The sequence below is a fragment of the Prosthecobacter sp. genome (assembly GCF_029946185.1).
GTDB lineage: Bacteria > Verrucomicrobiota > Verrucomicrobiia > Verrucomicrobiales > Verrucomicrobiaceae > Prosthecobacter.
Window position 1 is genome coordinate 20,645 of record NZ_JAQSEA010000091.1, and the last position, 26,421, is coordinate 47,065.

27 protein-coding genes are annotated in these 26,421 nt (G+C 59.0%); 10 read left to right on the forward strand and 17 right to left on the reverse strand.

Annotation, left to right across the window (positions count from 1 at the left end; all coding sequences use genetic code 11):
* Positions 1-136 precede the first annotated feature (136 nt).
* The 3 genes from gap to rarD all read left to right on the forward strand — a co-directional run bounded on the left by gap (position 137) and on the right by rarD (position 3,357).
* The gene (gene gap, locus PSV43_RS07030) at positions 137-1,186 is read left to right on the forward strand and encodes a type I glyceraldehyde-3-phosphate dehydrogenase (RefSeq protein WP_300194927.1); all 1,050 of its coding nucleotides are present in this window, start codon (positions 137-139) and stop codon (positions 1,184-1,186) included.
* A 118-nt stretch (positions 1,187-1,304) separates the two neighbouring features.
* On the forward strand, positions 1,305-2,477 hold the full coding sequence (locus PSV43_RS07035; RefSeq protein WP_300194929.1) for an MFS transporter: 1,173 nt from the start codon (positions 1,305-1,307) through the stop codon (positions 2,475-2,477).
* Complete coding sequence (gene rarD / locus PSV43_RS07040) at positions 2,467-3,357, forward strand: EamA family transporter RarD (protein WP_300194931.1); 891 nt, start codon at positions 2,467-2,469, stop codon at positions 3,355-3,357. Before PSV43_RS07035 ends, rarD begins: the two co-directional genes overlap by 11 nt.
* Positions 3,358-3,363: 6 nt before the next feature.
* On the opposite strand, the gene PSV43_RS07045 is transcribed toward rarD, so the two are convergent.
* On the reverse strand, positions 3,364-4,287 hold the full coding sequence (locus PSV43_RS07045) for a D-alanine--D-alanine ligase (protein WP_300194933.1): 924 nt from the start codon (positions 4,285-4,287) through the stop codon (positions 3,364-3,366).
* A gap of 87 nt (positions 4,288-4,374) precedes the next feature.
* Here PSV43_RS07045 and PSV43_RS07050 point away from each other — a divergent pair, with 87 nt between their 5' ends.
* The gene (locus PSV43_RS07050) at positions 4,375-5,934 is read left to right on the forward strand and encodes a D-aminoacylase (RefSeq protein WP_300194935.1); all 1,560 of its coding nucleotides are present in this window, start codon (positions 4,375-4,377) and stop codon (positions 5,932-5,934) included.
* A gap of 122 nt (positions 5,935-6,056) precedes the next feature.
* On the opposite strand, the gene PSV43_RS07055 is transcribed toward PSV43_RS07050, so the two are convergent.
* From PSV43_RS07055 to PSV43_RS07070, 4 genes are all read right to left on the reverse strand, one after another.
* Positions 6,057-6,386 carry a hypothetical protein gene (locus PSV43_RS07055; protein WP_300194938.1) on the reverse strand — a complete coding sequence of 110 codons (330 nt, stop codon included), beginning with the start codon at positions 6,384-6,386 and terminating at the stop codon, positions 6,057-6,059.
* Between the two features lie 112 nt (positions 6,387-6,498).
* Positions 6,499-7,071 carry a sigma-70 family RNA polymerase sigma factor gene (locus tag PSV43_RS07060; RefSeq protein WP_300194940.1) on the reverse strand — a complete coding sequence of 191 codons (573 nt, stop codon included), beginning with the start codon at positions 7,069-7,071 and terminating at the stop codon, positions 6,499-6,501.
* 9 nt (positions 7,072-7,080) lie between these two features.
* Positions 7,081-7,575: a hypothetical protein gene (locus PSV43_RS07065; RefSeq protein WP_300194942.1), complete on the reverse strand. Its 495-nt coding sequence runs from the start codon at positions 7,573-7,575 to the stop codon at positions 7,081-7,083.
* Complete coding sequence (locus tag PSV43_RS07070) at positions 7,572-7,886, reverse strand: hypothetical protein (protein ID WP_300194944.1); 315 nt, start codon at positions 7,884-7,886, stop codon at positions 7,572-7,574. Before PSV43_RS07070 ends, PSV43_RS07065 begins: the two co-directional genes overlap by 4 nt.
* Positions 7,887-8,026: 140 nt before the next feature.
* Between PSV43_RS07070 and PSV43_RS07075 the strand changes: the two genes are divergently transcribed.
* Genes PSV43_RS07075 through PSV43_RS07085 form a run of 3 tightly spaced genes read left to right on the forward strand, consistent with a single transcriptional unit; the run spans position 8,027 to position 10,620 of the window.
* The gene (locus PSV43_RS07075; RefSeq protein ID WP_300194946.1) at positions 8,027-10,087 is read left to right on the forward strand and encodes a multicopper oxidase domain-containing protein; all 2,061 of its coding nucleotides are present in this window, start codon (positions 8,027-8,029) and stop codon (positions 10,085-10,087) included.
* Between the two features lie 12 nt (positions 10,088-10,099).
* Positions 10,100-10,333, forward strand: coding sequence for a hypothetical protein (locus tag PSV43_RS07080; RefSeq protein ID WP_300194948.1), 234 nt, complete (start codon positions 10,100-10,102; stop codon positions 10,331-10,333).
* Positions 10,334-10,353: 20 nt separating this feature from the next.
* Entirely contained in the window at positions 10,354-10,620 is a 267-nt protein-coding gene (locus PSV43_RS07085; protein WP_300194950.1) for a hypothetical protein, read from the forward strand.
* Positions 10,621-10,631: 11 nt separating this feature from the next.
* Here PSV43_RS07085 and PSV43_RS07090 read toward each other — a convergent pair whose 3' ends face one another.
* Both PSV43_RS07090 and PSV43_RS07095 read right to left on the reverse strand, forming a co-directional pair.
* Complete coding sequence (locus tag PSV43_RS07090; RefSeq protein ID WP_300194952.1) at positions 10,632-11,651, reverse strand: glycosyltransferase family 9 protein; 1,020 nt, start codon at positions 11,649-11,651, stop codon at positions 10,632-10,634.
* Complete coding sequence (locus PSV43_RS07095) at positions 11,648-12,370, reverse strand: metallophosphoesterase family protein (protein WP_300194954.1); 723 nt, start codon at positions 12,368-12,370, stop codon at positions 11,648-11,650. Before PSV43_RS07095 ends, PSV43_RS07090 begins: the two co-directional genes overlap by 4 nt.
* A 372-nt stretch (positions 12,371-12,742) precedes the next feature.
* Between PSV43_RS07095 and PSV43_RS07100 the strand changes: the two genes are divergently transcribed.
* Positions 12,743-13,738, forward strand: coding sequence for an OmpA family protein (locus tag PSV43_RS07100; RefSeq protein ID WP_300194956.1), 996 nt, complete (start codon positions 12,743-12,745; stop codon positions 13,736-13,738).
* Positions 13,739-13,744: 6 nt separating this feature from the next.
* Here PSV43_RS07100 and PSV43_RS07105 read toward each other — a convergent pair whose 3' ends face one another.
* Together PSV43_RS07105 and PSV43_RS07110 are read right to left on the reverse strand one after the other, a co-directional pair.
* On the reverse strand, positions 13,745-14,248 hold the full coding sequence (locus PSV43_RS07105) for a dihydrofolate reductase (RefSeq protein WP_300194958.1): 504 nt from the start codon (positions 14,246-14,248) through the stop codon (positions 13,745-13,747).
* A 9-nt stretch (positions 14,249-14,257) separates the two neighbouring features.
* Entirely contained in the window at positions 14,258-15,616 is a 1,359-nt protein-coding gene (locus tag PSV43_RS07110; protein WP_300194960.1) for an MBL fold metallo-hydrolase, read from the reverse strand.
* A 151-nt stretch (positions 15,617-15,767) separates the two neighbouring features.
* On the opposite strand from PSV43_RS07110, the gene PSV43_RS07115 reads away from it, so the two are divergent.
* Positions 15,768-16,649, forward strand: a complete 882-nt coding sequence (locus tag PSV43_RS07115; protein ID WP_300194962.1) for an SHD1 domain-containing protein — start codon at positions 15,768-15,770, stop codon at positions 16,647-16,649.
* 4 nt (positions 16,650-16,653) lie between these two features.
* Here PSV43_RS07115 and PSV43_RS07120 read toward each other — a convergent pair whose 3' ends face one another.
* From PSV43_RS07120 to PSV43_RS07145, 6 genes are all read right to left on the reverse strand, one after another.
* Positions 16,654-17,862 carry a CHASE2 domain-containing protein gene (locus PSV43_RS07120; RefSeq protein WP_300194964.1) on the reverse strand — a complete coding sequence of 403 codons (1,209 nt, stop codon included), beginning with the start codon at positions 17,860-17,862 and terminating at the stop codon, positions 16,654-16,656.
* Positions 17,863-17,892: 30 nt separating this feature from the next.
* On the reverse strand, positions 17,893-20,421 hold the full coding sequence (locus PSV43_RS07125) for an ATP-dependent Clp protease ATP-binding subunit (protein ID WP_345784654.1): 2,529 nt from the start codon (positions 20,419-20,421) through the stop codon (positions 17,893-17,895).
* A complete protein-coding gene (locus tag PSV43_RS07130; protein WP_300194968.1) occupies positions 20,414-21,538 on the reverse strand; it encodes a protein arginine kinase in 1,125 nt (374 codons plus the stop codon). The genes PSV43_RS07125 and PSV43_RS07130 overlap by 8 nt, the downstream gene beginning before the upstream one ends.
* A gap of 76 nt (positions 21,539-21,614) precedes the next feature.
* On the reverse strand, positions 21,615-22,172 hold the full coding sequence (locus PSV43_RS07135) for a UvrB/UvrC motif-containing protein (RefSeq protein ID WP_300194970.1): 558 nt from the start codon (positions 22,170-22,172) through the stop codon (positions 21,615-21,617).
* 81 nt (positions 22,173-22,253) lie between these two features.
* Positions 22,254-22,868 carry an HAD-IA family hydrolase gene (locus PSV43_RS07140; protein ID WP_300194972.1) on the reverse strand — a complete coding sequence of 205 codons (615 nt, stop codon included), beginning with the start codon at positions 22,866-22,868 and terminating at the stop codon, positions 22,254-22,256.
* A 36-nt stretch (positions 22,869-22,904) separates the two neighbouring features.
* Positions 22,905-23,678, reverse strand: coding sequence for a platelet-activating factor acetylhydrolase IB subunit (locus PSV43_RS07145; protein WP_300194974.1), 774 nt, complete (start codon positions 23,676-23,678; stop codon positions 22,905-22,907).
* Positions 23,679-23,897: 219 nt separating this feature from the next.
* Here PSV43_RS07145 and fdhA point away from each other — a divergent pair, with 219 nt between their 5' ends.
* Positions 23,898-25,094 carry a formaldehyde dehydrogenase, glutathione-independent gene (gene fdhA / locus PSV43_RS07150; protein ID WP_300194976.1) on the forward strand — a complete coding sequence of 399 codons (1,197 nt, stop codon included), beginning with the start codon at positions 23,898-23,900 and terminating at the stop codon, positions 25,092-25,094.
* Positions 25,095-25,320: 226 nt separating this feature from the next.
* On the opposite strand, the gene PSV43_RS07155 is transcribed toward fdhA, so the two are convergent.
* On the reverse strand, positions 25,321-25,953 hold the full coding sequence (locus PSV43_RS07155; RefSeq protein ID WP_300194980.1) for a DUF2959 domain-containing protein: 633 nt from the start codon (positions 25,951-25,953) through the stop codon (positions 25,321-25,323).
* A gap of 6 nt (positions 25,954-25,959) precedes the next feature.
* A complete protein-coding gene (locus tag PSV43_RS07160; RefSeq protein ID WP_300194982.1) occupies positions 25,960-26,316 on the reverse strand; it encodes a glutaredoxin in 357 nt (118 codons plus the stop codon).
* Between the last annotated feature and the right edge of the window lie 105 nt (positions 26,317-26,421).

Here is a 26,421-nt window from a genome sequence, read left to right on the forward strand (position 1 = left end):
ATTCAGGTGAAATAAGGCAGGCGCAGGCATTTGGAGAAGCCTATTCCGGCCCGAATCCTGCTGCCTCGGCGGTTGACACCACCCCCCCCCGGCGGTAATCCTGCTCCCCTCAAAAATTCAAACTACCTCAAATAACATGGTCAAAATCGGCATCAATGGTTTCGGGCGCATCGGTCGCCTCGTGTTTCGTGCAATCTGTGACCAGGGTCTCCTGGGCAAGGAAATTGAAGTCGTGGCAGTGAACGACCTCGTGCCTGCTGACAATCTGGCCTACCTCGTCAAGTACGACTCCACTCAGGGCAAGGCCCGTGAGAACGTTTCCTCCAAGAAATCCAGCCCTGACCTGGCTGCAGACGATATTCTGGTGGTCGATGGCCATGAGATCAAATGCCTCGCTGTGCGCGCAGGTCCTTCGGCACTTCCTTGGAAAGAGCTTGGCGTGGACATCGTCATCGAGTCCACCGGACTCTTCACCGAGCGCAGCAAGGCCCAAGGCCACATCGACGCTGGTGCGAAAAAGGTCATCATCTCTGCTCCTGGCAAGGATGAAGACATCACCATCGTCATGGGCGTGAACCATGAGAAGTATGATGCCGCCAATCATCACGTCGTTTCCAACGCAAGCTGCACGACGAACTGTCTGGCTCCTATCGTTCACGTGCTCCTGAAAGAAGGATTCGGCGTTGCTGAAGGTCTCATGACCACGATCCACTCCTACACCGCCACGCAGAAGACGGTGGACGGCCCGAGCGCCAAGGATTGGAAAGGTGGCCGCAGCGCCGCCATCAACATCATCCCTTCCGGCACGGGTGCCGCCAAGGCCGTGGGTCTCGCGATTCCAGAAGTGAAGGGCAAGCTCACCGGCATGTCCTTCCGCGTGCCAACGCCGACGGTTTCCGTGGTTGATCTCACCGTGAAGACGGAGAAGGAAACCAGCTTCAAGGAAATTTCCGATGCCATGAAGAAGGCCAGCGAAACCTACCTCAAGGGCATCCTGAACTGGACCGCCGACGAAGTGGTGAGCACCGACTTTATGCACGACCAGCACAGCTCCATCTTTGACGCCGGTTCCGGCCTCGAGCTGAACAGCAAGTTCTTCAAGCTGGTGAGCTGGTATGACAACGAGTGGGGTTACTCCAACCGAGTCGTAGATCTCGTGAAATACATTGTGAGCAAAGGCCTGTAATCTAAACGAACACAGCAACCTTCAAAGCCTTCGACGGGCCGGCTCACCTGAGCCGGCCCGTTTTGTGTACTTGCTCATCCACCCACTTTCCCATGCATCTCTTTTTCTGCTTTCAACCATGTCTCTGTTTTCTCAACTGCACCTGCTGCCCAGACCCTTCTGGGTTCTCGTAGGCGCTACTTTCGTCAACCGGTTTGGCGTTTTCGTCGTGCCGTTTCTGGCGCTCTTCATCACGCGGAATGGCAATACGGCGACGCAGGCTGGTTACGCCGTGGCTGCATACTCATTAGGCGGATTTATTGCCGCCTGGATCGGTGGTTGGATGGCCGACCGCCTGGGCCGGAATGTCACCATGGCGGTTTCAGCGCTCGCGGGCGCGGGGTGCATGATCGCGATGTCCCAGGCGGTGGACTGGCGTGCGCTGGCTGCACTGGCCTTCATCACTGGGGCCATTTATGAGGCGGGGAGTCCGGCCAGCGCGGCACTGGTGCAGGACATCGTGCCGCCGGAGCACCGCGTCATCGCTTATGCGGTGCAGCGGTTTGCGGTCAATCTCGCGTGGTCTCTTGGGCCGGCGACGGCGGGTTTCCTGGCGGAGTATTCGTTCTTCTGGCTCTTCGTGGTGGATGCTGCCACCTCGTTTTTCTTTGGCATCATTGCGTGGGTGTTTTTACCGCGAGGCAGACGCACGGCGCGCGAGCACGCGGGTTGGGGGCATGCGTGGCAGTCGATTCGGAGCAATCACGCGTTTCTCGCGTTGTTTGGCGCGTGCCTTTGCACGGCATGGATCTTCCGGCAGACGAACACCACCTTCCCGCTGCATTTCGAGCGCAATGGCCTGCCGCTGCACTGGTGCGGCCTCGTGCTCGCCATGAATGGCGTGATGATCTGCCTGTTTGAAGTGCCGCTGGCGGCGGGGTTGCGCCTGTGGCCGGTGAAACTGGTGCTCGCGATTGGCTACATCTTGATGGGGGCCAGTTTCCTCACATTCCTTGTCAGTGGCTCGCTCACCGCATTCGTGCTGATGATGATCGTGTTCACCTTCGGTGAGATGTCCGCGTTTTCGCGGCAGCAGGCTTACTCGGCGAGCCTCGCACCCGAAGATATGCGTGGACGTTATGTCGGCTTTCTCAGCTTGGCATGGTGCGCGGGTAGCACCGCCAGTTCCGCGCTCGGCATGTCGCTCTATGATCATCACCCCACGGTGCTGTGGGGACTGAATGCTGCGCTTGGCATCGTGGCGGCGCTTTTCATTCTCTACACCCGCAAAACCCGACCGCATGAATCCTGAAAAACCACCCACCAACGCAGTGCTCAGTGCTGTGGTCGCCTTTGGCCTGTGGGGCGTGCTGCCGGTGTATTGGAAACAGCTCGGTCATCTCGGCAGCGGTGTGGCGCTGTCTCAGCGTGTCGTGTGGACGCTGGCCATCGTGCTACCCCTGCTGATGCTGCGAGGTGAGTGGTCGGGCTTCATGCGCTCATTGCGGGACGCGCGTCTGCTCAAAGCGCATGTGTGGTCCGCGTTCTTGCTCGCCATCAACTGGGGCGTCTTCGTCTGGGCGGCGCAGCATGGGCGGATTCTTGATTGCAGCCTCGGCTACTTCATCAATCCGCTGCTGAATGTGCTCATCGGCAGCCGATTGTTTGGCGAGCGTTTGTCGCGGTTGCAAAGGCTCAGCATTGCCGCCGCTGCTTTGGGTGTGTTGACGCAGTTGCTGCAGTTGGGGAGGTTTCCCTGGATTGGCCTGATGCTGGCAGTGAGCTTTGCGCTCTATGGCCTCGCGCGGCGGCGTTCGCCGCTTGGCTCATTGCCGGGACTTGCGGTGGAAACCGTTGTCGGCATCCCGGTGGCGGTGATCTATTTGATCTGGGCGCAGCAGAGCGGTTTGCCCATCTGGGGGACGGCTTCGGCGCATGATCTGCTGCTCATCGTGGGACTTGGCGTCATCACGACAATTCCGCTGCTGGGTTTCGCACATGGTGCACGGCAACTGCCTTTCGCCTTGCTTGGCGTGCTGCAATTCCTCGCGCCCACCGGTCAGTTCATGGTGGGAGCTTTCGTGTATCACGAGCCCGTCAGCAGCGCGTCGTTGGTGTCGTTTGGCCTGATCTGGCTCGGCGTGCTGCTGTTTTGCAGTGATCTGTGGCTGCGGAAACCAGCCAAGGCCTGAGGGATCTCAGGGCCTGGCGGCAATCGACAATTGGATGATCTTAGCGCACAGATCCGGGAACTCGATGCCCACGGCCTTCGCGGCCTTGGGCAGCAGGCTGCTGCTGGTCATGCCGGGTATGGTGTTCACTTCGAGCACGAAGGGGGCTTGGTCGCTGTCACGCAGCATGACATCCACTCGGCCATAGACTTCGGTGCCGCAGGAACGGAAGGCTTTCATCGCAGCGTCCTGCACGGCCTTGGTCACCTCTGGGCTGAGGTCGGCGGGGCAGTTATAGTTCGTTTTGCCGGTGCCGCCCATCCATGGGTACTTGTTGTTGATGTCGTAGAAGCCTTCGACTGGCTCGATGTGAATGATCGGCAGCACCTGATCGCCGAGAATACCGATCGTCAGTTCTTTGCCGGACACATAGTCTTCGATCAGGGTGTCATGGCCAAATTTTTTCGCGTCTTCAATGGCGGCATCCAGCTCTGCCTGGTCATGGCAGATGTGCACGCCGACGCTGGAACCCTCGCGTGGTGGTTTGACGACGAGCGGCATGGAGATCGCCAGCGGCTGGCTGCCATCCAGCGGATAGGTCTGCGAAAGCGGTGTCGGCACGCCGGCGGCAATGAAGCGCTCCTTGCTCAGGAGTTTGTCGAACGCAATGCGGCTGCTGACCACGCCTGCACCCGTGTAGGGAATGCCGCGCTTTTCCAGAATGGCCTGAATCTGACCGTCCTCGCCGAAGGTGCCATGAATCAGGTTCATGGCGATGAACACATCCTCCGGCACTTCGAAGTCCGGGCCGGTGACATCCACTTCGATGACAATGGCCCCCTTGCTGCGAAGCGCCTCAGCGACGCTTTCGGCGGTCTTGAGTGAAACTTTGCGTTCGGAACCGGGGCCACCCATGAGGAGGGCGATTTTCTTGTTCGTGAGGTCGAGCATGGTGTGCAGATATGGAATGCGGAGGCCGGGTTGGCAAAAGGAATCCTGGCAATGTCCGTGCCATCAGTCACGTCTTTCCCTATCACCATGAAACTTGGCCTCTCCCTCGCCTGCCTGCTCGCCGGTTCCGTCTTCGGGGCGGATTTCGATCTTCTCATCAAGAATGCACAAATCGCGGATGGCAGCGGTGGCCCGCTGGAGCATGGCAGTATTGCGGTGAAGGGCGGTCGCATCGTGGCGGTGGGGCGGGTGAAAGGCTCCGCTGATGCGATCATTGATGCCGGTGGAAAAGTTGCCGCCCCCGGTTTCATCGACGTCCACACCCACTCGGAAGACATCTGCCTCATCCCGGTGGCGGAGAATTTTCTGCGCATGGGCGTCACGACCATCATCACCGGCAACTGCGGTCATTCACGCACGGACGTGGCGAAGTTTTTCCAGGAGATCGAGGAATCCAAAGTCGCTCTCAATGTGGCCACGCTGATCGGTCACGGTTCTGTACGTGAGCAGGGCATGGGCGGCAGTTTCATCCGTGCGCCGAATGCTGAGCAACTCGCTGCGATGGAAGGATTCGTCGAACAGGCGATGAAGGATGGAGCGGTCGGATTGAGCACAGGTCTGATCTATGTGCCAGGCTCATTTGCCAAGACGGATGAGCTTATTGCGCTGGCGAAAATCGCCGCCGCCCATGACGGCATTTACGTCAGCCATATGCGCTACGAGACGACGCGTATTTTTCAGGCGCTCGACGAACTCATTCGCATTGCTAGGGAGGCCAAGATCCGCGCTGAAGTCTCCCATATCAAGCTCTCCGGCCCCAGCGCCTGGGGCAAGGCCAAGGAGGTGCTCAAGGTGCTCGACGAGGCGCGGGCTGCTGGTTTGAAAATCACTCAGGATCAATATGCCTATACCGCCTCCAGCACCGGCCTGCGCCAGACTCTGCCGGACAGCGCTCTGGAAGGCGAGCATGCGGACTTCGTGGCCCGTGTTGCCGATCCGCAGAAGAAAGCCGCGATCATCGCCAGCATGGCCGAGATGCGCAGCCGCCAGGGGCGCAAGGATTACAGCTACGCCGTGATCGCCCGCTGCAAGGCTGACCCGACGCTCAATGGCAAATCCATTCCTGAAGCCGCGAAGATGCGGCGCGGCGCAGACACTCTTGAAGACCAAATCGAAGTCATCCTTGAGATCGAAGCCCAAGGTGGTGCCAGCGCCATTTTTCACGGCATGAACGAAGACGATCTGCGCACCTTCCTGAAGCACCCGCTTACCATGATCGCCAGCGATGGCGGCCCGCGTCGTCTCGGCGAGGACGTGCCGCATCCGCGCAGCTACGGCAACAACGCACGGGTGCTGGGCCGCTATGTGCGTGAACTGAAACTGACCACACTGTCCGAAGCCGTGCGCCGCATGACTTCATTGCCGGCGCAGACCTTTCAGCTCAAAGACCGTGGCGCGATCAAAGCGGGTGCCCATGCCGACATCGTGGTCTTTGATCCTGCCAAGGTCGGTGATTCTTCCACCTTCAGTGATCCCCACCATTACGCGGAGGGCTTCACTCATGTCATTGTGAACGGAGGCGTTACGATTCGGGACGGCAAGCTCACAGAGGTCCGGAACGGTGGCCCGCTGCGGATGGAGCGGTAGCTCACAAATTGCTGGTGTCTGCTCCCAGAGGCGCTTTCCACGCTGCAGGCCCCGCACGCCCGCTAACAACAAAGCGGCGTCTGGATCACAGACGCCGCCCTTGGGGTATGCCACGCTCCAGCTTAGTGGGTCGAGCAATGATGCAGGGTGCCGCCGCAGCTCTTGCAGGTGTGTGTAGGCAGTTCACCCTTCTTGCCCCAGGCGACGAGCTTGGTCTCGCAATCCGGGCAGCTCATATGGCTGGAGGAGTGCAGGGTGACGATGCCTTTGTCTCCAGGAGCCGAGGTGACCGAGGGGGATTTAAACGTGACGGTGTGGCACTTGCTGCAGGTCACCGCGCTGGTAGGGCAGCAGCTGGCGTGTTTGGCAGTGGTGGCCTGACAGGAGACGAGAGCCAATGAGCTGACGGCCATGATGCCGGTGATGATGGATTTGATGAGTTTCTTTTTCATGATGTGGGTTGTGTTGAGAGTTGAAGAAGCATCTGCTTCAACCAGACAAACCCCGGTGCTTTGGCAAACCCTTGTAGGCCACAAGGCATGCACACTGCATGACAAGGCAGAGTCAGTCCGCCTGCGAACCACCGAGCGCGGCGCGCAAAATCTGGCGCGCGCGATAGATGCGCGTTTCCACTGCTTTGGACGTGCAGCCCACGGCGGCGGCGATCTCTGCGTAGCTCATGTCTTGGTAAGTGAAAAGCAGCATGGCCTCGCGCAAATCCTCGGGCAGGGCGGCGAGAGCGGCTTCGACGCGCTGCATCTTTTCACTGCGTTCCATTTGCTCATCCGGGCCGGGCTGTGGTTCCACACTCTCGGGAACATGATCGTCTTCGTTATCGCGAGATACCGTGGGGTGCCGCTGGTTCCAGCGCGCATGATTGCGGGCGAGATTGGAGGCGATGCGGAAAAGATAGGTCGGAAACGGCGCTGTGGGGCGGTAGCGCGCACGGCTCTGAAACAGCTTCACAAAAGTTTCCTGAGTGAGATCGACAGCCGTGGCGGCATTGCCGGTCATGCGCAGGAGAAACGCGGCCACCTTGTCCTTCCAGCGATGCATGAGATCGTTCAGCGCCAGATCATCGTCAGCAGCGAGTCGCTGCATTGCGGCTATGTCGGCGTCGGGAGGCGTGTCAGGCATGCGGGTGGTTCAGTGGGACGCATGGTCTGCAGCCGCCCGTGAGTGATCTGGCCCCAGCACATGGGGCAGAACGATCTTCAAGTAATAGTCCGCTTGCGCAGGTGCCATGCAGGCGGCGGTTTCATAGACATGCTGCAGCATCGCCTGCTGGCACTCGAGAGTGAGATCGGCCCGTGCGCACATGAGTGTCACCACATCCCCCGACACCGTGCGGCTGCGCGAGGAGGACTCCATCAGCGCCTGATCAGAATGATGTACGCGCATGCACAGCTCCGCACATTTTGGCTGATAGGCCAGATGCAGAGCCTGCACTTTGGCAAACTGCTCGCCGGTGAGATGCAACGATTGTCGCAGCCATGCGAGTTCGGGCAGCAGGCTGTCGTGTTCGACCGGCATTGGTGTCGTGTTTGCACAGTCGCATGGTTTCAGTATCTGCTGCGAGCCAAAGAACATGCCCACTCCGAGCATGACGGCGACGAGTAGGATGATCAGGCCGAGTTTCATTGCTGCACCTCGCGCAGAAAGGGATTGATCGATTCGGCATAGGCCAGCTCACCCTGTGTGTGGAAGGTCTCGCGGTGTTTGATCCAGCCGAAGCCGCCGCCCAGCAGCATGCAGACGGAAATGGTGGCCAAAGCAGGTGCCGGCCGTGCCAGTGTTCCAAGCCATGATTGCCAGGCCTGCGAAAGCGCAGCACTGAGCGAGGGTGGGGCGTCAGTCTCGATACGCGCCCAGACCTCCCGTGTGAAGGAGCCGGGCAACGAAATAGGCGCGGGAGATTCGCGCAGGAGCTGGTGCAGTTGATCGTCGTTCATGGGATCAGGAGGATAATGTACCATGAAGTAACACCACCGTGCGCTCAAACCCTTGCGGAAACTATGCGGATTTTGGCGCTGATTGCGGGATGATGAGATTTGTCGAGGGTTTCGATGAGCCACGGTGTTTGACGTCTTGAATGAACCCCCGTTCTCTCATACTCGCCTGCCTCAGTCTGATGACTGGCGCTTTGCCGTCGCCTTTGGTTGCGGCCACGGTGGAGTATGATCTGGAGATCGCGGAGCAGGTGCTGTCTCCTGCTGGCAAGCCGGTGAAAGCGCTGACCATCAATGGCACGATGCCCGGGCCCACGCTGCGATTCCGTGTAGGGGACACAGCGGTGATCCGTGTGCACAACCGGCTGAAGCATGAGGAAACCTCCACTCACTGGCACGGGCTGTTGCTGCCGAATGAGCAGGATGGCGTGCCCTACGTGACCACGCCGCCGATCAAAGCTGGACAGACGCACACCTTCACCTTCCCACTGCGGCATGCGGGCACCTACTGGTTTCATTCGCACACTGGATTGCAGGAGCAGCGCGGCGTGCTGGGCAGCATCGTGGTGCTGCCACATGGAGGCGAAGCCGAGCATGCGGATGTGGACCAGGTGATGGTGCTCTCCGACTGGACGAATGAGAACCCGCACGAAGTGCTGCGCAGTCTCAAGCGTGGCACGAACTGGTATCCAGTGAAGAAAGGTACGGCGCAGAGCATCGTGGGGGCCATGCAAAAGGGCATGCTCAAGGATTACCTCGCCCGCGAGCGCTCACGCATGCCGCCGATGGACATCTCGGACGTGGCGTATGATGCGTTTCTCATCAATGGCCTGCGCCAATTTGACGTTCCAGCGAAAGCAGGCCAGACGGTGCGCCTGCGCTTCATCAATGCCGGTGCAGCCACGTATTTCTATCTGGAGTCCGCGACGGGGCCGCTGACTATTGTCGCGGCAGATGGCACGCCGGTGCAGCCGGTAAAAGTGCAGCGGCTGCTGATGGGCATCGCAGAAACGTATGACGTCCTCCTGACCGTGCCAGCGAATGGACGATGGGAACTCCGCGCCACAGCGCAGGACGGTTCCGGTCGAAGCAGCGCTTTTTTTGGCAGTGGCACTGAGCATCCCGCGCCGGACGTGCCCAAACCAAATCTCTACAGCATGGATGACATGCTCATGGCTGCGCTGAATGACATGGATGCCGACAGCACCGAGCCAGCGCCAGCGCGGCCCATGGCTCCCTATCGCAAGCTTCGCTCCGTGAAACCCACCACTCTGCCTGCAGGCTTGCCTGTTCGCGAAATGAAGCTGCGCCTCACCGGAGACATGCAGCGCTACATCTGGTCATTCAATGACAAGACCATCGATGAAGACGGCGTCATCCCGGTGAAGCGCGGCGAAATTCTTCGCATGGAACTCGTGAACGACACGATGATGCATCACCCCATCCATCTGCACGGGCATTTTTTCCGCCTGCTCAATGGGCAGGGCGCATGGTCGCCGCTGAAGCACACCGTTGATGTGCCGCCCATGGGACGCCGCACCATCGAGTTTGAGGCCAATGAGCAGGGCGACTGGATGTTCCACTGCCACATCCTCTATCACATGATGGAGGGTATGGCCCGCATCGTCAGTTATCAGAAGGCGCTGCCAATGGGCGGGGCTTCGCCCCATCTCATGTCGCACATGCCTGCCATGGGTGAGCACGCCATGCCCATGCTCTACCCATTTGCTGACTTCAATGTGCTCTCCCAGCTCTCCGACGGCACCGCCACGCTGATGAGCGGTCGCAATGCTCTGCGTGTGCCATGGGAAATCGGCTGGCAACAAACCAACGGCAAAACCGAATACGAAATCGATCTCCTCTACGAGCGCTATTTCAATCCCAACTTCGGCGCGTTCACCGGCGCACGCCTCACCAACATCTCCGGTGCCGAAAATCGTGCGATCGCGGGCTTCTGGTATCGGCTGCCCTATCTGGTCGTGTTCACCGCGAATGTTGGCAGCACCGGCGATTTCCGCTTCAACATCGGCAAGACCTTTCAAATCACTCCGCGCTTCAGCGTCAATGCGCGTGCGCAGTATGACACGCAGCAGATATGGGAGCTCGCCTTCGGCGCGGAATACATGCTCACCAAGCGTCTGTCCCTCTCCACCGCCTACCATACTGATTATGGTTTTGGTGCCGGCCTCGGCTTCAGATTTTAACCAAACCCACCCATGAAAACCAAACTCGCAATCCTACTGTTACTCACCTCATTCAGCCTTCAGGCTGCCACGGGAACGAAGCCTTATCCTCTCAAGACCTGCCTCGTCAGCGGCAACACACTCGGATCCATGGGCGATCCTGTCACGAAGGTCTATGCCGGTCAGGAGATCAAATTCTGCTGCAAGCCCTGCGTGAAAAAATTTGAAGCCAATCAGCCCAAATATCTGTCTAAACTTCCCCGTTAAATCACCCACTGCCCACCCTTATGAAAGCCATTCTTGCTCTCCTCCTCGTTACCGCTGTTTGCAGCGTCAGTTTCCTGCATGCCGCCCCTGAAGGCATTCCCGCCGCCTACCCGCTCAAAACCTGCGCCGTCTCCGGCGAAGCTTTCGGCGGTGAAATGGGCAAGCCGGTCAAAGTCACTCACGAAGGCACGGACGTTTATCTCTGCTGCAAATCCTGCCTCAAGGACTTCAAAGCGGATCCCGCCAAGTATGTGAAGATGGTCAAAGACGCCGCTGCCAAAAAGTAAGCGCCATTACCTCAGGCCAGTCTCTGGCATACCCATTCGCCGATGCCGCGTGCGTCCTGATCGGTCACGCTTGCATCGCGCTGGCATTCCTCAGCACTGAATTCGCTCCGCGTCGCGATGCGTCCGCCTTTCCAGACGTGAACGCCGGACGGATACGGACCGACTTTGCGAGGATCGCTCCAAGTATGGATGCCGAGTGTCTGCGGATTGACCGCAGCGGCGATGTGCATGGGGCCGCTGTCCACACTGATGCAGAACTTCGCCCGACGCATGATCCAGATCAGCTCCGGCAGGGAGGTGCGCTGACTCCAGTCGTGAATATGGCTGCCTGTTGGGCGAGTCGTATCAGCCGTCATGCCAACGAGGACGACCGGATGCGGAGCCAGGGCATCGCACAGGGCCTGCAAGGCGGAATTCGAGAGGGATTTGCCCTCGCCACGCGACCAGGGATGCACGGCGATGAAATTTTGCAGCGCGTCCGGCCAGCCGGTGGGGGCTGCACCAGGGGTGAGTTCAAAGGAGTTGTCGTCCGGCTCGATCTCGATGCCCAAGGCGCGCGGAAGTTCGAGATAACGGTCCACGGCATGGGCACCGGCATTCACGGGCACCGTGTGATTGTAAAAAAGGCGGGAGCCTTCACGCGCATCCGAAAGTCCGATGACGGTTTGGGAGCCACGCCAGCTGCTGACCACTCCGCTGCGCAGCAGACCTTGGAAATCGAGCACGATCTCGGGTTCCTCACGCGGCAGCGTCATCCAGGTGCGCCGCCAGTTCCAGAAGCGCAGCAGACCGGCGAGACCGCGAAAAGTTTTGCGCGGGAAGGGGATCACCTCGTCGAGCAGTGGGCTGCCCTGCAGAATCGGTGTCCATTCGGTGTTGGCGAGCCAGCGGATTTTTAGATGAGGATGCGCGACACGCAGCGCTTTTACGGCAGGCAGCGCGTGGACGATATCTCCCAATGAACTGGGTTTGACGATGAGCGCGGAGCGGAAATCACGCAGGCTGGGAAGCTGGCGCGTGGCGGCGCTCATTTGCCCAAGGCAAGGCGGTCGGCCAGCAGAGATGGCAGACCAGCGGCGCGGATTTTACCCTGCGCGGTTTCGATGTCGTATTCCAGTCGGCGGATCGAGATCGTCTGCTCCTGCACGTCGTAAATGGCATAGGAGGCCCGCCAGTCGCCATCGCGCGGCTGCCCGACGCTGCCGACATTGACGAAGTATTTCACACCGCGCTGAAGGGCTAGGTCTGTGCCACGGGCGGCACGCACGGCATCGTCTTTTTCAAAGATGCGCGGTACATGCGTGTGGCCGTAGAAGCAGACCTGGGTGAACTGGTAGCTGAAGCTGGCCATCGCATCAAAACGATTGGTCACGTAACCCCAGTTGCCGGGGGAATCGAGCGTGGCATGGACGATGGTGAAGTCGCGCACCTGGCGTACCAGTTTCAGATCCCGCAGCCATTGGCGCTGCTCCGTGCTGAGCTGTTCGCGCGTCCATAGCAAGGCGTTCTGGGCCAGAGGGTTCAATTCTTCGAGTGAACTCTCGCAGGCGGCGCCTTCATCGTGGTTGCCGCGTACGACGGGACAGCCGAGATCCTGTACGGTCTGCAGGCATTCTACCGGATTGGCCGCATAGCCAACGATGTCGCCGAGGCAGACGTGATTGGAACAACCCTGTTCCTGAGCATCCCACAGAACGGTCTGCAGGGCTTCAAGATTGGCGTGGATGTCTCCGAAAATGGCAAATTTCATCGTCTAAGGTTGGCGGCGATTGCTGCACCTTCGGGACATGCGCAGGGAAATCAAGCATTTCGGTATCAGAAACATTCCAGTGCCACACGCCTTGGCCCGTCGTTTGTTTCGAAAAAAAGCAAACGGGGCGGATCACACGATCCGCCCCGTTGCTTGATAGAGTCCAACAGCCAGAAGGAACCACTATTTGAAAGTTTTGACTGAACCGCTTTCGGTTCGTTGTATGGCTGTATTCTCCCACAGATCGAAAACGATGCGTCAGGCGCACGTAAATGAGTTGTAAGAAAGATGTCAGATTGCCTGACCTCCCTCAAATGGCATGACCAGCCAGTTTGATTTAGCCTTTGTCCGCACCCATTGTATGAAATGCCTATGAACCTCAAATTGATCGCCGTCGTCGCCCTTTTCACCGGCCTGTCATCATTCCTGAGCGCTCAGGGCGTGGAGGATGTTCCCGGTTCCAAAGATCCCGCAGGACTGAAGCGCTATGAGGGCACGCGCACGACATTTTATGAGGAGAAGGCTTTTGAAAGCTACACGCTGCCTCTGGGCAAACTGACCAAGAAGCCTGGCAATGTGAATCTCTTCGCCAAGAGTCTCACGCTGGAGGGGAAGGTCACGAAGGTCACTTATGTCAGCAATGATCCAAACCGCACGGCGCTGGAAGTCTTTAAAAACTATCAGAGCGAACTCGCCTCTGGAGGCTGGGAGACGCTGTGGGAAGGCACCGGCGACGAACTCAGTGCTGGTAAAGGTCTGCTGTTTCACTCGCTTTTTGCGCACCGGCCCGGCGGCACCTTTGCCATCAGCCATCCCGGTGCGCGCTACCTTGCCGCGAAGAAAGGAGGCGCTCACCTGGCGCTCTTCGTTGCAAACTACAAAGCAGGCACCGTCACACCGAAGGTTTTGCAGCCGCAACCCGGAGTGCCTGTGATCGCGGTGGATCTGATCGAGACCCAGGCCATGGAGGAGAAGATGGTGCTCGTCAAAGCAGAGGAAATGGCCTCTGGGATCATTCAGCAGGGCTCGGTGAACCTCTACGGCTTTCACTTTGATACTGGCTCCGCCGCGCTAAAGCCGGAGTCCGACTCCACGCTCGAAGAAGTGGCTAAACTGCTGAAGTCCGACCCCTCTCTGCGCCTGCTCGTCGTCGGCCATACAGACACCGTGGGCAAATTTGAAAGTAATATCGAGCTTTCCCAAAACCGTGCCGCGTCCGTGGTCGCAGCGCTGAGCAAGAGGCTGCCCTCGGCGGCCATACGGCTCACGCCATGCGGTGTCGGCTATCAGTGTCCGATCGCCAGCAACAGCAACGACGAAGGCCGTGCGAAGAATCGCCGTGTCGCACTGGTGAAGGTGGAGAATTGATGGCGCTTATGCTCCTGACGCCACGGATTCACTCAATTCGGGTGCGGCGGCTCTTTCGTAATAGCGGAACTCCAGATCTTCAAACTGACCGACTACTTCCTTGAGGCGGAACAGGTGTTCGAAAGGCGGAAGCAAGACATCGCCTTCGTATTCTTTGGTGATGTAGGTCAGGAAGAGGCCATCACATTGCGGCAGGAGTTCCTCAAACACGCGGGCACCGCCGATGACGAAGATGGTTTCGGCGGCGGCGCAGGCTTGCGGCAGTTCGCCGGTGCTGCGAATGACGGTGAGCCCTTCACGCGGTGCCATGGTCGTGCTCAACACGATGTTCTGGCGTCCCGGCAGCGGCCTGCCAATGGAGTCAAACGTCGCACGTCCCATGAGAATGGGGTGACCAAGGGTGGTGCGCTTGAAGAACTTCAGGTCTTCCGGGTAATGCCACGGCAGCTTGCCCTCGCGCCCGATGACACGATTGCTGGACATGGCGACAATGGCGATGAGGCGCGGCATGGCCGGAAGTTACCAGAGATCAATGGGCTGATGTGGCTCAGGACGGATGATCTCCGTCTCGGGGATGCTTTCGGTGAAGCGGCGGGTGAACCACATCTGCGCAGGCTCTTCGCCGTGGACGAGCAGGAGCTTCTTGGGCTTCACTTTCTCAATGTATTCGGCAATTTGCTCACGCGAAGCATGGGCGCTGAGGTCAAAGCTCTCGATGCGGGCGTGCAGGGCCACGGCGGGCATGTCTTTGGCGAGTTTGATCATCGTGCCGGGTGCGGCATTGCGGATCTTGTAGCCGGGGGAATCGGGGTCGGTGTAGCCCACGAAGCAGATGGTGTTGCGCGGGTTATCGAGGAATTTCTGCGCGAAGGTGTTGGAGACGGTGTGCTCCGTCATCATGCCGCTGGAGAGCGCGAAAAGTGAGCGCGGGCTGGAAACAAGCTCCACGCGCTTCTTGCTCTTGCGTGGAACAAGCATCTTCATGTCATCCAGCAGGCGGAAGCCGGGGTAGCTGCGGCGGCTGCGTGAAGCATAGTGATCGTAGAGCACGGTGATCTTGGTGCTCAGGCCGCCGATGTAGAGCGGCATCTCGGGGATCAGCCCTTCCTGATGCAGTTCGTGCAGCATCATCATGACTTCCTGCGTTTTGCCGAGGGCAAAGACGGGGATCATGACGGCACCGCCGGCTTCATGCGTTTCACGGATCACTCCGGCGAGACGTTCTTTTTCGCCTTTGCGGGAAAAGCCTTCCGGGCGGGCGTAATCGCCACGCGTTGTCTCGGCGATCATGACGTCGATGCCGCTGGTGGGGAAATCGGCGGCGCGGCAGATCGTCTGCGCCTCGAAATTCACATCGCCGGTGTAGAACAGCGTATTGCTGCCTTCACGGACCAGGACGCCCGTGGAACCAAGGATGTGACCCGCATCGAACATCGTGGCCTCCAGATTGGTGTCCGGGATCTCGAATGGGCGGTCGATGTCGCGGTAAATCCATTTAGCGCGGATATCATCGAGTTCACGGTGGGTGAAGAGCGGATACTCGGAGATGCTTTCTTCTTCACGCTGCTTCGTCATCACGTTGACGGAATTGTGCAGCATGGCTGAAGCCAGCTCCCCGGTGATTTCGGTCATCAGCACGGACGTGTTTGGCTGCTTGCGCTGCAGCACGGGCATGGAGCCGATGTGATCGTGATGAGCGTGCGTGATGATCGCGGCGTTGACGGACTTGTGCGGCAGGGGGCCGAAATCCGGCAGGGCATCGTAGCCTGCGCGTTTGGGATGCATGCCGGAATCCAGCACGACGCGATGATCTCCGGCTTCAAGAAGATAGGAATTGGCGCCGATCTCACGTCGGCGGGTCAGATTGCGGAAACGCATGCGATATTTTTTGGGGGGGAAGGGATGGCGACACTAGGGGCTTGCCAGTGTTCCACAAGAGCTAATTGAGGGGGGCAACCGCCATACGCCGGCATGGCAGGTGCCTGCTATCTGGTTGCCGTCCCGCGTTCTTGTTTCACCTTTTGCCATCATGCGCACCCACCTGAAACGATTGGCGATGAAAACTGTGATCTTGCTTTGTCTTTGTCAGGCGGTGGTGCCGCTCCAATCTGCTGACCGCGTTTGGAAAGATGCCAGTGGTCAGAATGAGATCATGGCTGAACTGGTCCGCCGTACTGGCGACAATATCCTGCTCAGACGTGAAGACGGCACCGTCATCACTGTGCCGCTGGGCAGTTTGAGCCGGGAGGATCAGGAATTCATCACCGGGACAAGCTTCAGAGATGCCGTCATGCCAGGTGAAGAGCAGGAAGAAATCAAGATCGAGCTCCCCAAGCCCATGTACATAGGCAGAGCTTTGGTGAAACTTCCCAATCTTGAGAAAGATGACGTCTCTAACCGCAGCAAGAGTTTCATGGCGCTCAAGGGTACCTTGAATGTCGCCAAGGGCAAAAAAGTCACCTCTTCAGATGCTGCTCCAATCATCGGTGGTCTTGACCTCATCACGGACGGTGACGCCGATGGTGCCGACGGGAGCTTCGTCGAGCTCATTCCTGGGAAACAGTGGGTGCAGATAGATCTCGAAGCCACTCACACACTGGAAAAAATCGCGGTATGGCATTACCACAAGGCTGCCCACGCCTACCTCGACGTCGTCATTCAGTCATCGGACGATCCTGAGTTTCGGACCGGTGTCACTACTCTGTGGAATTCCGATCACGATAACACCTCCGGCTTGGGAAAGGGTAAAGACCCAGCCTATATTGAGACCAACTATGGCCGCATCATGGAAGGCAAGGCAGCCAAGGCGCGGTACGTCCGCCTGTGGAGCAATGGCAACTCGGCCAATGAGATGAACCATTACATCGAAGTTCAGGTCTTTGCCGTTCCTGCCCAAAAGACAGCAAGGTAAGAGACTACTTCCTGCGGCCCGCGATGCGGGCAAACACCGTCGATACGGCGAGCAAGGCGGCGGGAATCGTGGGAGGGCACCAGATCAAGCTGGACTGGAAGGCGAGAAAGCATGTGACCAGCGCTGCGAAGATGCAAAGCGTGCCGCGCAGAATGGCTTTGCTGCGTGGCACAAAGAACACCAGCCAGAATCCTGCCAGCCCGGCGGCACCCCAGATGATCCATTGCGTCCAGGCAGGCAGCAGTCGCAAACGTGGCGCGGCGAGCACCTGCGCAATTGCCTGGGCATGCAGGCGTGCCTGTCCGTTTGGGGTGCCATCATCGGTGCCAATCACGATCACCTTGTCAGCTGAGAGGCTCGCCTTATCCTGCGGGGACAGAGCCTCGGCCAGTTCCGAGGTCATCAAATGGAGCGCATCCACTTCTTGAACTGGCTGCTTCGTGTTGATGATGAATTCTCCGGCTGCCGAAAGCGGTACAAAAGCGCCGTTGGAGAGATAAGCACCCGCTCCAGGCCCCAGCAGCAGGCGCTGAGTGGCATAGGGCGTCTGGGTGAAACGTGCCAGCGACTGGGCCAGCACGGTAGGTAGCAGGTGGCCGCTTTCATGCAGGGCATAAGGTAGTTTGCCAGCGTTCTTCTCGTCAAACGGGATGGAAATGCCGATCTCGGCCTGGCGGCGGAGCAGGTCATCTGGCGCAACGATCAGTGCCCCCAAGGATGGAACTGATCCGATGTCTCCCTGAACCTTTTGAAAGGGGGGCAGTGAGCTTTCGAGGCCACCCAGAAATGCTGGTGCCTCACGGTTGGTGGCAAGCTGGGCCTCGACACCCAGAACGGTGCTTGGAAAGGGCACCAACGCCTGCGCGGCTTCATTCACAAATTCGGGCGGAGGGTGCCCCCAAAACAGAGTTTCGGGTACCACGACTACCGCAGGATTGTAGGCCTGCAGGCCCTTCAGGACCATTTGCCAGTCCAGAGGCCGCGGGGGCCAGCCGGCATATTCCGCTTTGTCTTCCAGACGCATTTTCACCAAGACAACGGGTGAAGATGCGACAGCCTGATCATCGGCCGTGGCAAAACGGTCCCGTGCGTTGGCGACGAGGAAGTCGAGAAACAACTCGTCCACGCGCTGGAACCGTCCGGCATGATGCTCGCGATCCAGCCAGCAGCCGAGGCTGCCGAGAAGGAGAACGAGAATCAGGGCACGGATCATGGCAGGCGGAGCCCGGCGGATCGCTCCCGGTTAAGGGGCTGGCGTTTCGGCCGGAGCCGTAATGTCAGTGGTTTCGCGTGCGTCGGCGGCAAACTTGAGGCGCTTAAGCTCTTCATCGTGGGAGACCTTGACGGTGTCTCCTTCGCGGATGTCACCACGCAGGAGATGCTCGGCCAGAGGGTCTTCGATGTTTTTCTCCACGGCACGGCGCATCGGACGAGCACCATATTGGGGATCAAAGCCCTCTTTCATGAGGAACTCGCGGGCGCTGTCGTCGAGCGCGATGTGAATGTTCTTCTTCTTGAGACGAACGACCACCTTGCTGACTTCGAGATCGACGATCTTGTTGAGCTGCTCCTTCTCGAGCATGCGGAAGATGACGATGTCGTCGAGACGGTTGAGGAACTCAGGCTTGAAGAATTTCTTCGAGGCTTCGGTGATCTTGCCTTTGATGCCGGCGTTGTCGGCGGCGTCTTCCTGCATGGCCATGAAGCCCAGGCTGGTCTGGCGTTTGATCTGCTCCGCACCGATGTTGGAGGTGAGGATGACGATGGTGTTCCGGAAGTCGATCTTGCGGCCGAAGTTGTCGGTGACCTGGCCTTCTTCGAGAATCTGCAGGAGCAGATGCATGACATCCGGGTGCGCTTTTTCAACTTCGTCGAACAAGATCACGGAGTAAGGGCGACGGCGCACGGCCTCGGAAAGCTGCCCGCCTTCTTCATAACCGACGTATCCCGGAGGCGCACCAATCAGACGGCTGGCGGTGTGCTTCTCCATGTACTCGGACATGTCGATCTGGATCAGCGAATCAGCTGTGCCAAACATGAATTCGGCGAGGTTCTTTGCGAGGAAGGTCTTGCCGACACCGGTTGGGCCGAGGAAGAGGAAGGAGCCGATCGGGCGGCGTGGGTCCTTCAAGTCGGCGCGGGAACGGCGCAGGGCCTTGCTGATGGCGATGACGGCTTCGTCCTGGCCGATGACCTTGCCCTTGAGCTCGGTTTCCATCTTGAGCAGCTTCTCGGCTTCAGCCTGTTCCATGCGTTGCAGCGGCACGCCGGTCCATTTGGAAACGACGGACATGATGTCCTCTTCCGTGACGTCGACGATGCGCTCCTGATTGTTGGTGCGCCAGGTTTCCAGCACGTCATCAAAACGCTTTTTCGCGTTCTTCTCACGGTCACGCAGGCTCGCGGCTTTTTCAAAATCCTGCTCCTTGATGGAGCCCTCTTTCTCGACGCGGATCTCTTCAATCTCGCCTTCGATCACTTTGAGCTCGGGCGGACGGGTCATGGCGGCGATGCGGGCCTTGGAGCCAGCTTCGTCCATGATGTCGATGGCTTTGTCCGGCAGGAAGCGGGAGGGCAGATAGCGCGAGCTGAGGTTCACGGCAGACCGGAGAGCGTCTTCGCTATACTTCGCCTTGTGGTGCAGCTCGTATTTGCCACGCAGGCCAAAGAGAATCTTGATGGCGTCCTCAACGGAGGGCTCCTCGATCTTCACGCTTTGGAAGCGGCGTTCGAGCGCGGAGTCCTTCTCGATGTACTTGCGGTATTCATTGAGCGTGGTCGCGCCGACGCATTGCAGTTCGCCACGGCTGAGCGCGGGTTTGATGATGTTGCTGGCGTCCATCGCGCCTTCAGCGCCGCCTGCACCCACGATGGTGTGCAGCTCGTCGATGAAGAGAATGACGTTTTTATTGCGGCGGATTTCATCCATGACCGCCTTGATGCGTTCTTCAAACTGGCCGCGATATTTCGTGCCAGCGACCATCAGGGCCAGATCGAGGGTGATGACTTTCTTGTCGCGCAGGATTTCAGGGACGTTGCCAGCGGCAATTTCCTGGGCCAGTCCTTCGACGATGGCGGTCTTGCCGACACCGGCTTCGCCGATGAGCACCGGATTGTTCTTGGTACGGCGGCAGAGGATCTGGATGACGCGGGCGATTTCTTCTGAGCGGCCGATGACGGGGTCCATTTCACCCTTGATGGCGAGCTCGGTGAGGTCACGACCGAAGGCTTTGAGGGCCGGGGTCTTCTCGTTCTTCTTCTTGTCACCTGCAGGTGAGTTGCCGGTAGGATTGACGGGTTCGCCTTCCTCCTCTTCCTCTTCGTTCTGGGAGGAGAAGTTGGGGTCGAGTTCCTTGAGGATTTCGCTGCGCGCCTTGTCGAGGTTCACATCGAGATTGCGCAGCACCTGGGCAGCCACGCCTTCGCCTTCGCGGAGGAGGCCGAGCAGGATGTGCTCCGTGCCGACATAGCTGTGGTTGAGTGCCTTGGCTTCCTTCGAGGCCAGGGCGAGCACCTTCTTCACCCGTGGGGTGTAGGGAATGTTGCCGACCATCTTGGTCTCAGGGCCGGAGCCGACCTGCTGCTCGACCTGCATGCGCACGGTTTCGAGGTCGAGGCCGAGCTTGGTCAAAACGTTGACTGCGACCCCTTGGCCGAGTTTGATCAGGCCAAGCAGGAGATGCTCTGTGCCGACGTAATTGTGGTTGAACCGGTCGGCTTCCTTGCGGGCAAGGGCCAGAACCTGTTGGGCGCGTGGAGTGAAATTATTCATCATTGGTAGGGGAGGGGGTACCTCCGTTGTTAGATTGTGATGGGGGAAAACTACCCGGGCCGTCGATGGATTGCAACCGTGTGCGGGTTAAATCCGCGCGCATGCTGTCGCGCTCTTCCGGGGACAATTCACGCGCAGCATTGAGCTGCAGATGAGCAGGTTGAATTTCAAGCAGAAGCATGTCGATCAGGCTGCGGTCGCAGTTCCCGACAAGGTCGAGATCGGCACCGAGGCGCAGCATGGAAAGCAGGTTCAGTGCCTCTTTGGAGGTAAGGATGTGCGCATACCTCAGAATGGCGAATGCACGCCCGATCTGGTCGCGCAGCATGGTCTGATGGTCCTCCTTGAGCTTGGCACGGGCCGTCACTTCAGAACGCACGACGCCTTCGATGACTTTTTCGATCTGGGCGATGATTTCCGGCTCCGCCTCCCCCAGCGTGTGCTGGTTGGAGATCTGGAACAGGTTGCCGAGAGCCTCGGTACCTTCACCGTAGAGACCGCGCACAGCGAGGCCGATCTTGCCAATGGCCTTGATCACGGGGTTGATCTGTTCGGTGAGCACCAGCGCCGGCAGGTGCAGCATGACGGAGGCGCGCATGCCGGTGCCGAGATTGGTGGGGCAGGCGGTGAGGTAGCCGAGCTTGGGGTCAAAAGCATAGGGCAGCAGGCCTTCCAGCTCCGTGTCCACGCGATCCACTGCCTCGAAGGCGCTGGTGAGGTTCAGCCCGGGACGGATGCCTTGAATGCGGAAGTGATCCTCCTCATTGATCATGATGGAGATGCTCTGCTTGCGGTCCACGACCACGGCGCAGCCGGTAGAACGGGCCGCATGCTCACGGCTGACGAGATGGCGCTCCACCAGCACCTGCTTGCGGATCTTGCTGAGTTCAGTGTAGTCCTCGCTGTAGCCGTCCCGCATTTCGGGCAGTTCTTCCACCACCGGGCGTGCACGCTCCAGCAGTTCAATGCGCTGGCGTTCCTGGCTAAAGCCGGGAAACGGATAGCCACGGAGATTGCGAGCAAGGCGCACGCGCGAGGTCATGACGACATCGGAGTGCGGACCCGCGCCCTTCATCCAGTCGGCGGGGTTCTTGATCAAAGTGGCAAAGCGCATCATGAGATTACGAAGTTGGACGGTGCAAGAGGGATACGCGTTGAATGATGCGGAAGGATGATTCCACCTGTGGCATCCTTCATTTGGAGGCCTTGGGCTGGAGATTTTCGATCTCGGATTTTAACCGGGCTGCGTCCTCGTAACGTTCCTCTTTGACGGCTAGATCGAGTTCGGCGCGAAGTTGGGCGGCGTCCGGTGGCGGTGCAGCCGCAGGGGCTGCAGGTGCCGATGGAGAGGCTTCCTTCAGGGAGGTCGCTCGCTGCCGGGGGAGTATTTGGGGTGCAACGGCGCTGATGTGGCTCGGACGCTTGCCCACATGCCGGGTTCCCTTGTGCATGTTGCGCAGCAGTCCGTCCAATCCATCACGGAAGGCGGCGTAGCATTCGGGGCAGCCCATGCGGCCAATTTTTTTCAGCTGTGAGGCCGTGAAACCGCAGGAGTCGCACACGATTTCCATCGTGTCGGACTCCGTTCGGTGGGAGGGGCTCAGAAATGCTTCCGCAAGACCGAAGCCGGTCTCCTCGGTCACGCCTTTGGCCTTTGAACAGCTTTCACACAGATTCACCGTGGTCATTTGACCGTTGATGATCTGGGTGAGAAACACGGTGGCCTCATTTTCGCAAACGTCACATTTCATGGAATTAGTCGTGCATGCTATCATGCCACACAGGTGATACGAACGGCAGCGCGTACTGGGTATGACAGGTATTCGCGCCCGTCAACCAATGCCCTGAGCCGCCAGCCATTCGTCCAGTTCCGCCTGCAGCTGGGAATGCTTCTCAAAGCTGTAGTGAAAAGTCCGAAAACCCAGCCGTGCAGCTGTGGCGATGTTGGCCTCCAGATCGTCGATGTAAAACGTGCGTGCTGGGTCGAGGTCCAGCTGCTCGGCGGTCTTGAGGAAGATCTCATCCCCCGGCTTCGCACAGCGCGCGGTATGTGAGTACACGCCACCCTGGAAGTGCTGGAAAATCGCAAACTCGCGCAGGAAGTAGCCTTTGTGAAGTTCGTTGGTGTTTGAGAGCAGATGCATCGGCAGCCTGCCCGCCAGAGCGCCGAGCGTCGCGTGCATGGGCTCATTCTGCGCAAAAATCTCGCACCAGATGACTGCAAATTCAGCGGGGGAGCCACGAAACCCTGTCCGCACCATGCCCTGCCGCACGAACTCCACATCATCCATGTCACCTACCTCGTACGGACCTTTGATGTCATCAAACAATGTCAGCACCGTCTCCGCCGGATGATCGCAGTGCTCTGCGAGCCGCCGGGCGGCGATGCTGAAGTCGAAGTCGATGAGAACTTTGCCGATGTCGGAAAGGAGAACGGGCTGGGGCATGGCTTTTCTAGGCGCGCAGGACAGGCGTGGGTCAGATTACTTCATCAGCTCAGCGAGCTTCGCACTGATCGCGTCGGCCCAGATCTGGTAGCCAGCGGCGGAGAGGTGCAGGAAGTCAGGCATGATCTCCTTGGTGAGGCTGCCGTCTGGCTGCATGAATTTGGCACCGATGTCGAGGAAGAAGATGTTCTTGTTGTCGTCGAGTTTGGCGATGATGCCGTTGACCTCTTTGAGTTTGTCGCGGCCTGGATTCGGGCTGGCTTTTTCGCCACGCGGGAAGACGGCGAGCAGGAGGATTTTTGCCTGCGGCTGCTTGGCGCGGATGGTTTCGACAATGACGGTGACGCCTTTGGCGATGCCTTCAGCGGAATCTGCTCCGACATTGTTGGTGCCGATCATGAGGACCACGGCCTTGGGCTTGATGCCGCCGTCAAGTTCGCCGTTTTGGATGCGCCACAGCACATGCTGCGTGCGGTCGCCGCCGATGCCGAAGTTCGCAGGCATATACTCGTTGAACGCTTTTGCCCAGACGTCCTTGCCGGCGCCCGCCCAGCCGGCGGTGATCGAGTCACCGAGAAATACGAGCTGGGCCTTGCCTTCCTTGGCGATGCTCACGAACTTCTGATGCGAAGCGATGAAGCCGGGGTTGATCTTGCCATCCTTGCCATACTTCTGCGCAGGCACATCCGGTGGCTGCGGGGGCATGACGACCGTCGGAGCCGCTGGTTTTACGGCAGGAGCTGCGGTCTGCGCCCGAAGGGCGGTGGTGGCAAGCAGCAGAAGGGACAAGGCGAGGGATGTAATTTTCATGCATGTCTATTGTGGAGGGCTGCTCCTAGAGAGGCAATCCGAAAGAGCCGGTAAAGTAATTCGTTTAGGTAGCCCAGCGGCGTCAGCCTTTCCCGGCCCCTGCACCGTGCACACTTGGCTGCCCACGTTTTTCCTTCACCAGGATTGACGCGATCCGCCGGTTCTGACTAGCATGACCGGGAATTCCCCAAATTCAGTCAACCACAACCACACAATATTATGCCTAGCAATCAAGGTGTCGCTTACATGGGTACCGGTAAGGTAGAAGTTCAGAGCATTGATTTCCCCAAACTGGAGCTGCGCGAACAAAAGCGTAAATGCCACCACGGAGTCATCCTCAAAGTCGTCAGCACGAACATTTGCGGTTCCGACCAGCACATGGTGCGTGGTCGTACCACCGCGCAGAAGGGGCTGATTCTCGGCCATGAAATCACGGGCGAAGTCATCGAGACGGGCCGCGATGTGGAGTTCATCAAGAAAGGCGATATTGTGAGCGTGCCTTTCAACATTGCTTGTGGACGCTGTAGCAACTGCAAGGAAGGCAAGACCGGCATCTGCCTGAGCGTGAACCCTGCGCGCCCCGGTGCTGCGTATGGCTACGTGGATATGGGCGGCTGGGTCGGCGGTCAGGCGGAATACGTGATGATCCCCTACGCAGACTTCAACCTGCTGAAGTTCCCGGATCGTGATCAGGCCATGGCCAAGATCAAAGACCTCACCCTCCTCTCGGACATTTTCCCCACCGGCTATCACGGTGCGGTCACCGCAGGGGTGGGACCGGGTGCAACCGTTTACATCGCCGGAGCCGGCCCAGTCGGCCTCGCCTGCGCGGCTTCCTGCCATCTGCTCGGTGCTGCGGTCGTCATCGTCGGTGATTTGAACAAGGAGCGTCTTGCCCAGGCCCGTCGTTTCGGTTGTGAAACTGTGGACGTTTCCCTCTCCGCCTCCATTCAGGATCAGATCGAAAACATCCTCGGTGTGCCGGAAGTGGATTGCGCCGTGGATTGCGTCGGCTTTGAAGCCCGTGGCTGCGGCCACAACCACAGCAAGGAAGTGCCTGCTCAGGTGCTCAACAGCGTCATGGAAATCACCAAGGCGGGCGGTGCCATCGGCATTCCCGGGCTCTACGTCACGGGTGATCCGGGCGCGGTCGATGAAGCAGCCAAGGTGGGCGCTCTGTCCATCCGCATCGGCCTAGGCTGGGCCAAGAGCCACACCTTCGTCACCGGCCAATGCCCGGTGATGCGCTATCACCGCCGCCTCATGATGGCGATCTTGCACGACAAGATCAAAATCGCCAAGGCGACGAACGTGCAGGTCATCTCGCTGAAGGGTGCCCCCAAGGGCTACGTGGACTTCGACAAGGGCGCGGCCCGCAAGTACGTCATCGATCCGCATGGCATGATCAAAGCCTGATCAGTTTTTGAGAGTTAGCTTGGAAAGCCCTCCCGCTGCAAAGCTGGAGGGCTTTTTTTGGAGTACGACAGACACTCATGTCTGTCGGCCAGCGTCCCCGCAATCCCCTCTGCCCGCGCTCCATCCTAAACCGACTGAACAGCTCAGTGACTCGGTACGCAGAGTTGTGGGCTCCGGGGTATAGCGGAGCGCTGTTCGACCGACAAGAATGTCCGTCGTCTCTTGTCTAGAGCGTCTGAATGAACCTGTCCGCTTCAGCAATGGAGCGGTTCATCTGGTCGAGCAAACGCTGGATATCGCCCTGAATGTTGTCTGCCGTGCCACGCAACGAGCCGACTGCGGCGGCGTTAAGATTGTGCTTCAGGTAGAGCACCTGATCGCGAAACCGGCGCAGCACGGGGTCCATGGTGGCTTCTGCGGCGTGTAGAGAACGCGACAGAGGCTCAAAGCGGCTGCGGGTGTCCGCCAGCTTGCGGCGGCTGTCCGCAGCGAGGGTGGCATTGTCATATTGGCGGATTTCCACCTCCCATTCGCGGAAGAGATCCCGCGCCACCGTATCCACCTCGCGGATCTGGCTGCGCACCCGGACTGCCTGGGCTTCGCAGTCATCGTACTCGCCCTTGAAGCGGTTGTAGGCGGACTCAAGATTGCCACCGTTGTAATTGGTCAGCTTCTTGAGCTGCGTCAGCGCGTCCTGAAACTGCGCTCCGGCCTCCTTTTGCTCGCCACGGGCCTTTTTGACCGCGCTTTTGAGCAGGTCACGCTTCTCGTAACCCAGCTTTTCCCAAGCGGCATAATAGACGGTGTTGCAGGCGGCGAGAGAAACCGCCAGCCCAAGGAGGAAAAGCCGGGAACGCATGCAGAATTAGCCCACGAATTTCAAGGTGCCCACCTGACCAGCAGCCATTGCGGCGTGCTGAGCGTCGGTGCAGGCGGAATCCGTCGGCGCGTCGGCTGGTGCTTCGCTCTTTTCGAGCAGGCCGTTCGCAGTCATCCAAGTTTCCACTTCGTCACCGCTGATGTCGGCGAGCATGGTGCCGTTGATTTCCACGCAGGGGGACAGCGGCTGGCCGCTCTTCTGTTCCATCTCCCAGCGGAACGCCGGATTTTTGATGATGTCTTTCTCTTCGAAAGCGAGGTCGTACTTGCGGAAGATGGCACGGATGCCTTCGCTCCAGCCACAGTAGGTTTTCAGGTAGGCGGTGATTTGGGGTGTTTGCATATCTCGTGTGGTTACGTCCTCAGCCTAGCTGGCGATGCAGCGAATGCAAATGGGCTGTGGTAGCGAGCCATGGCTTGGGTCCGTCGGCGGTCACCCACCGCATGA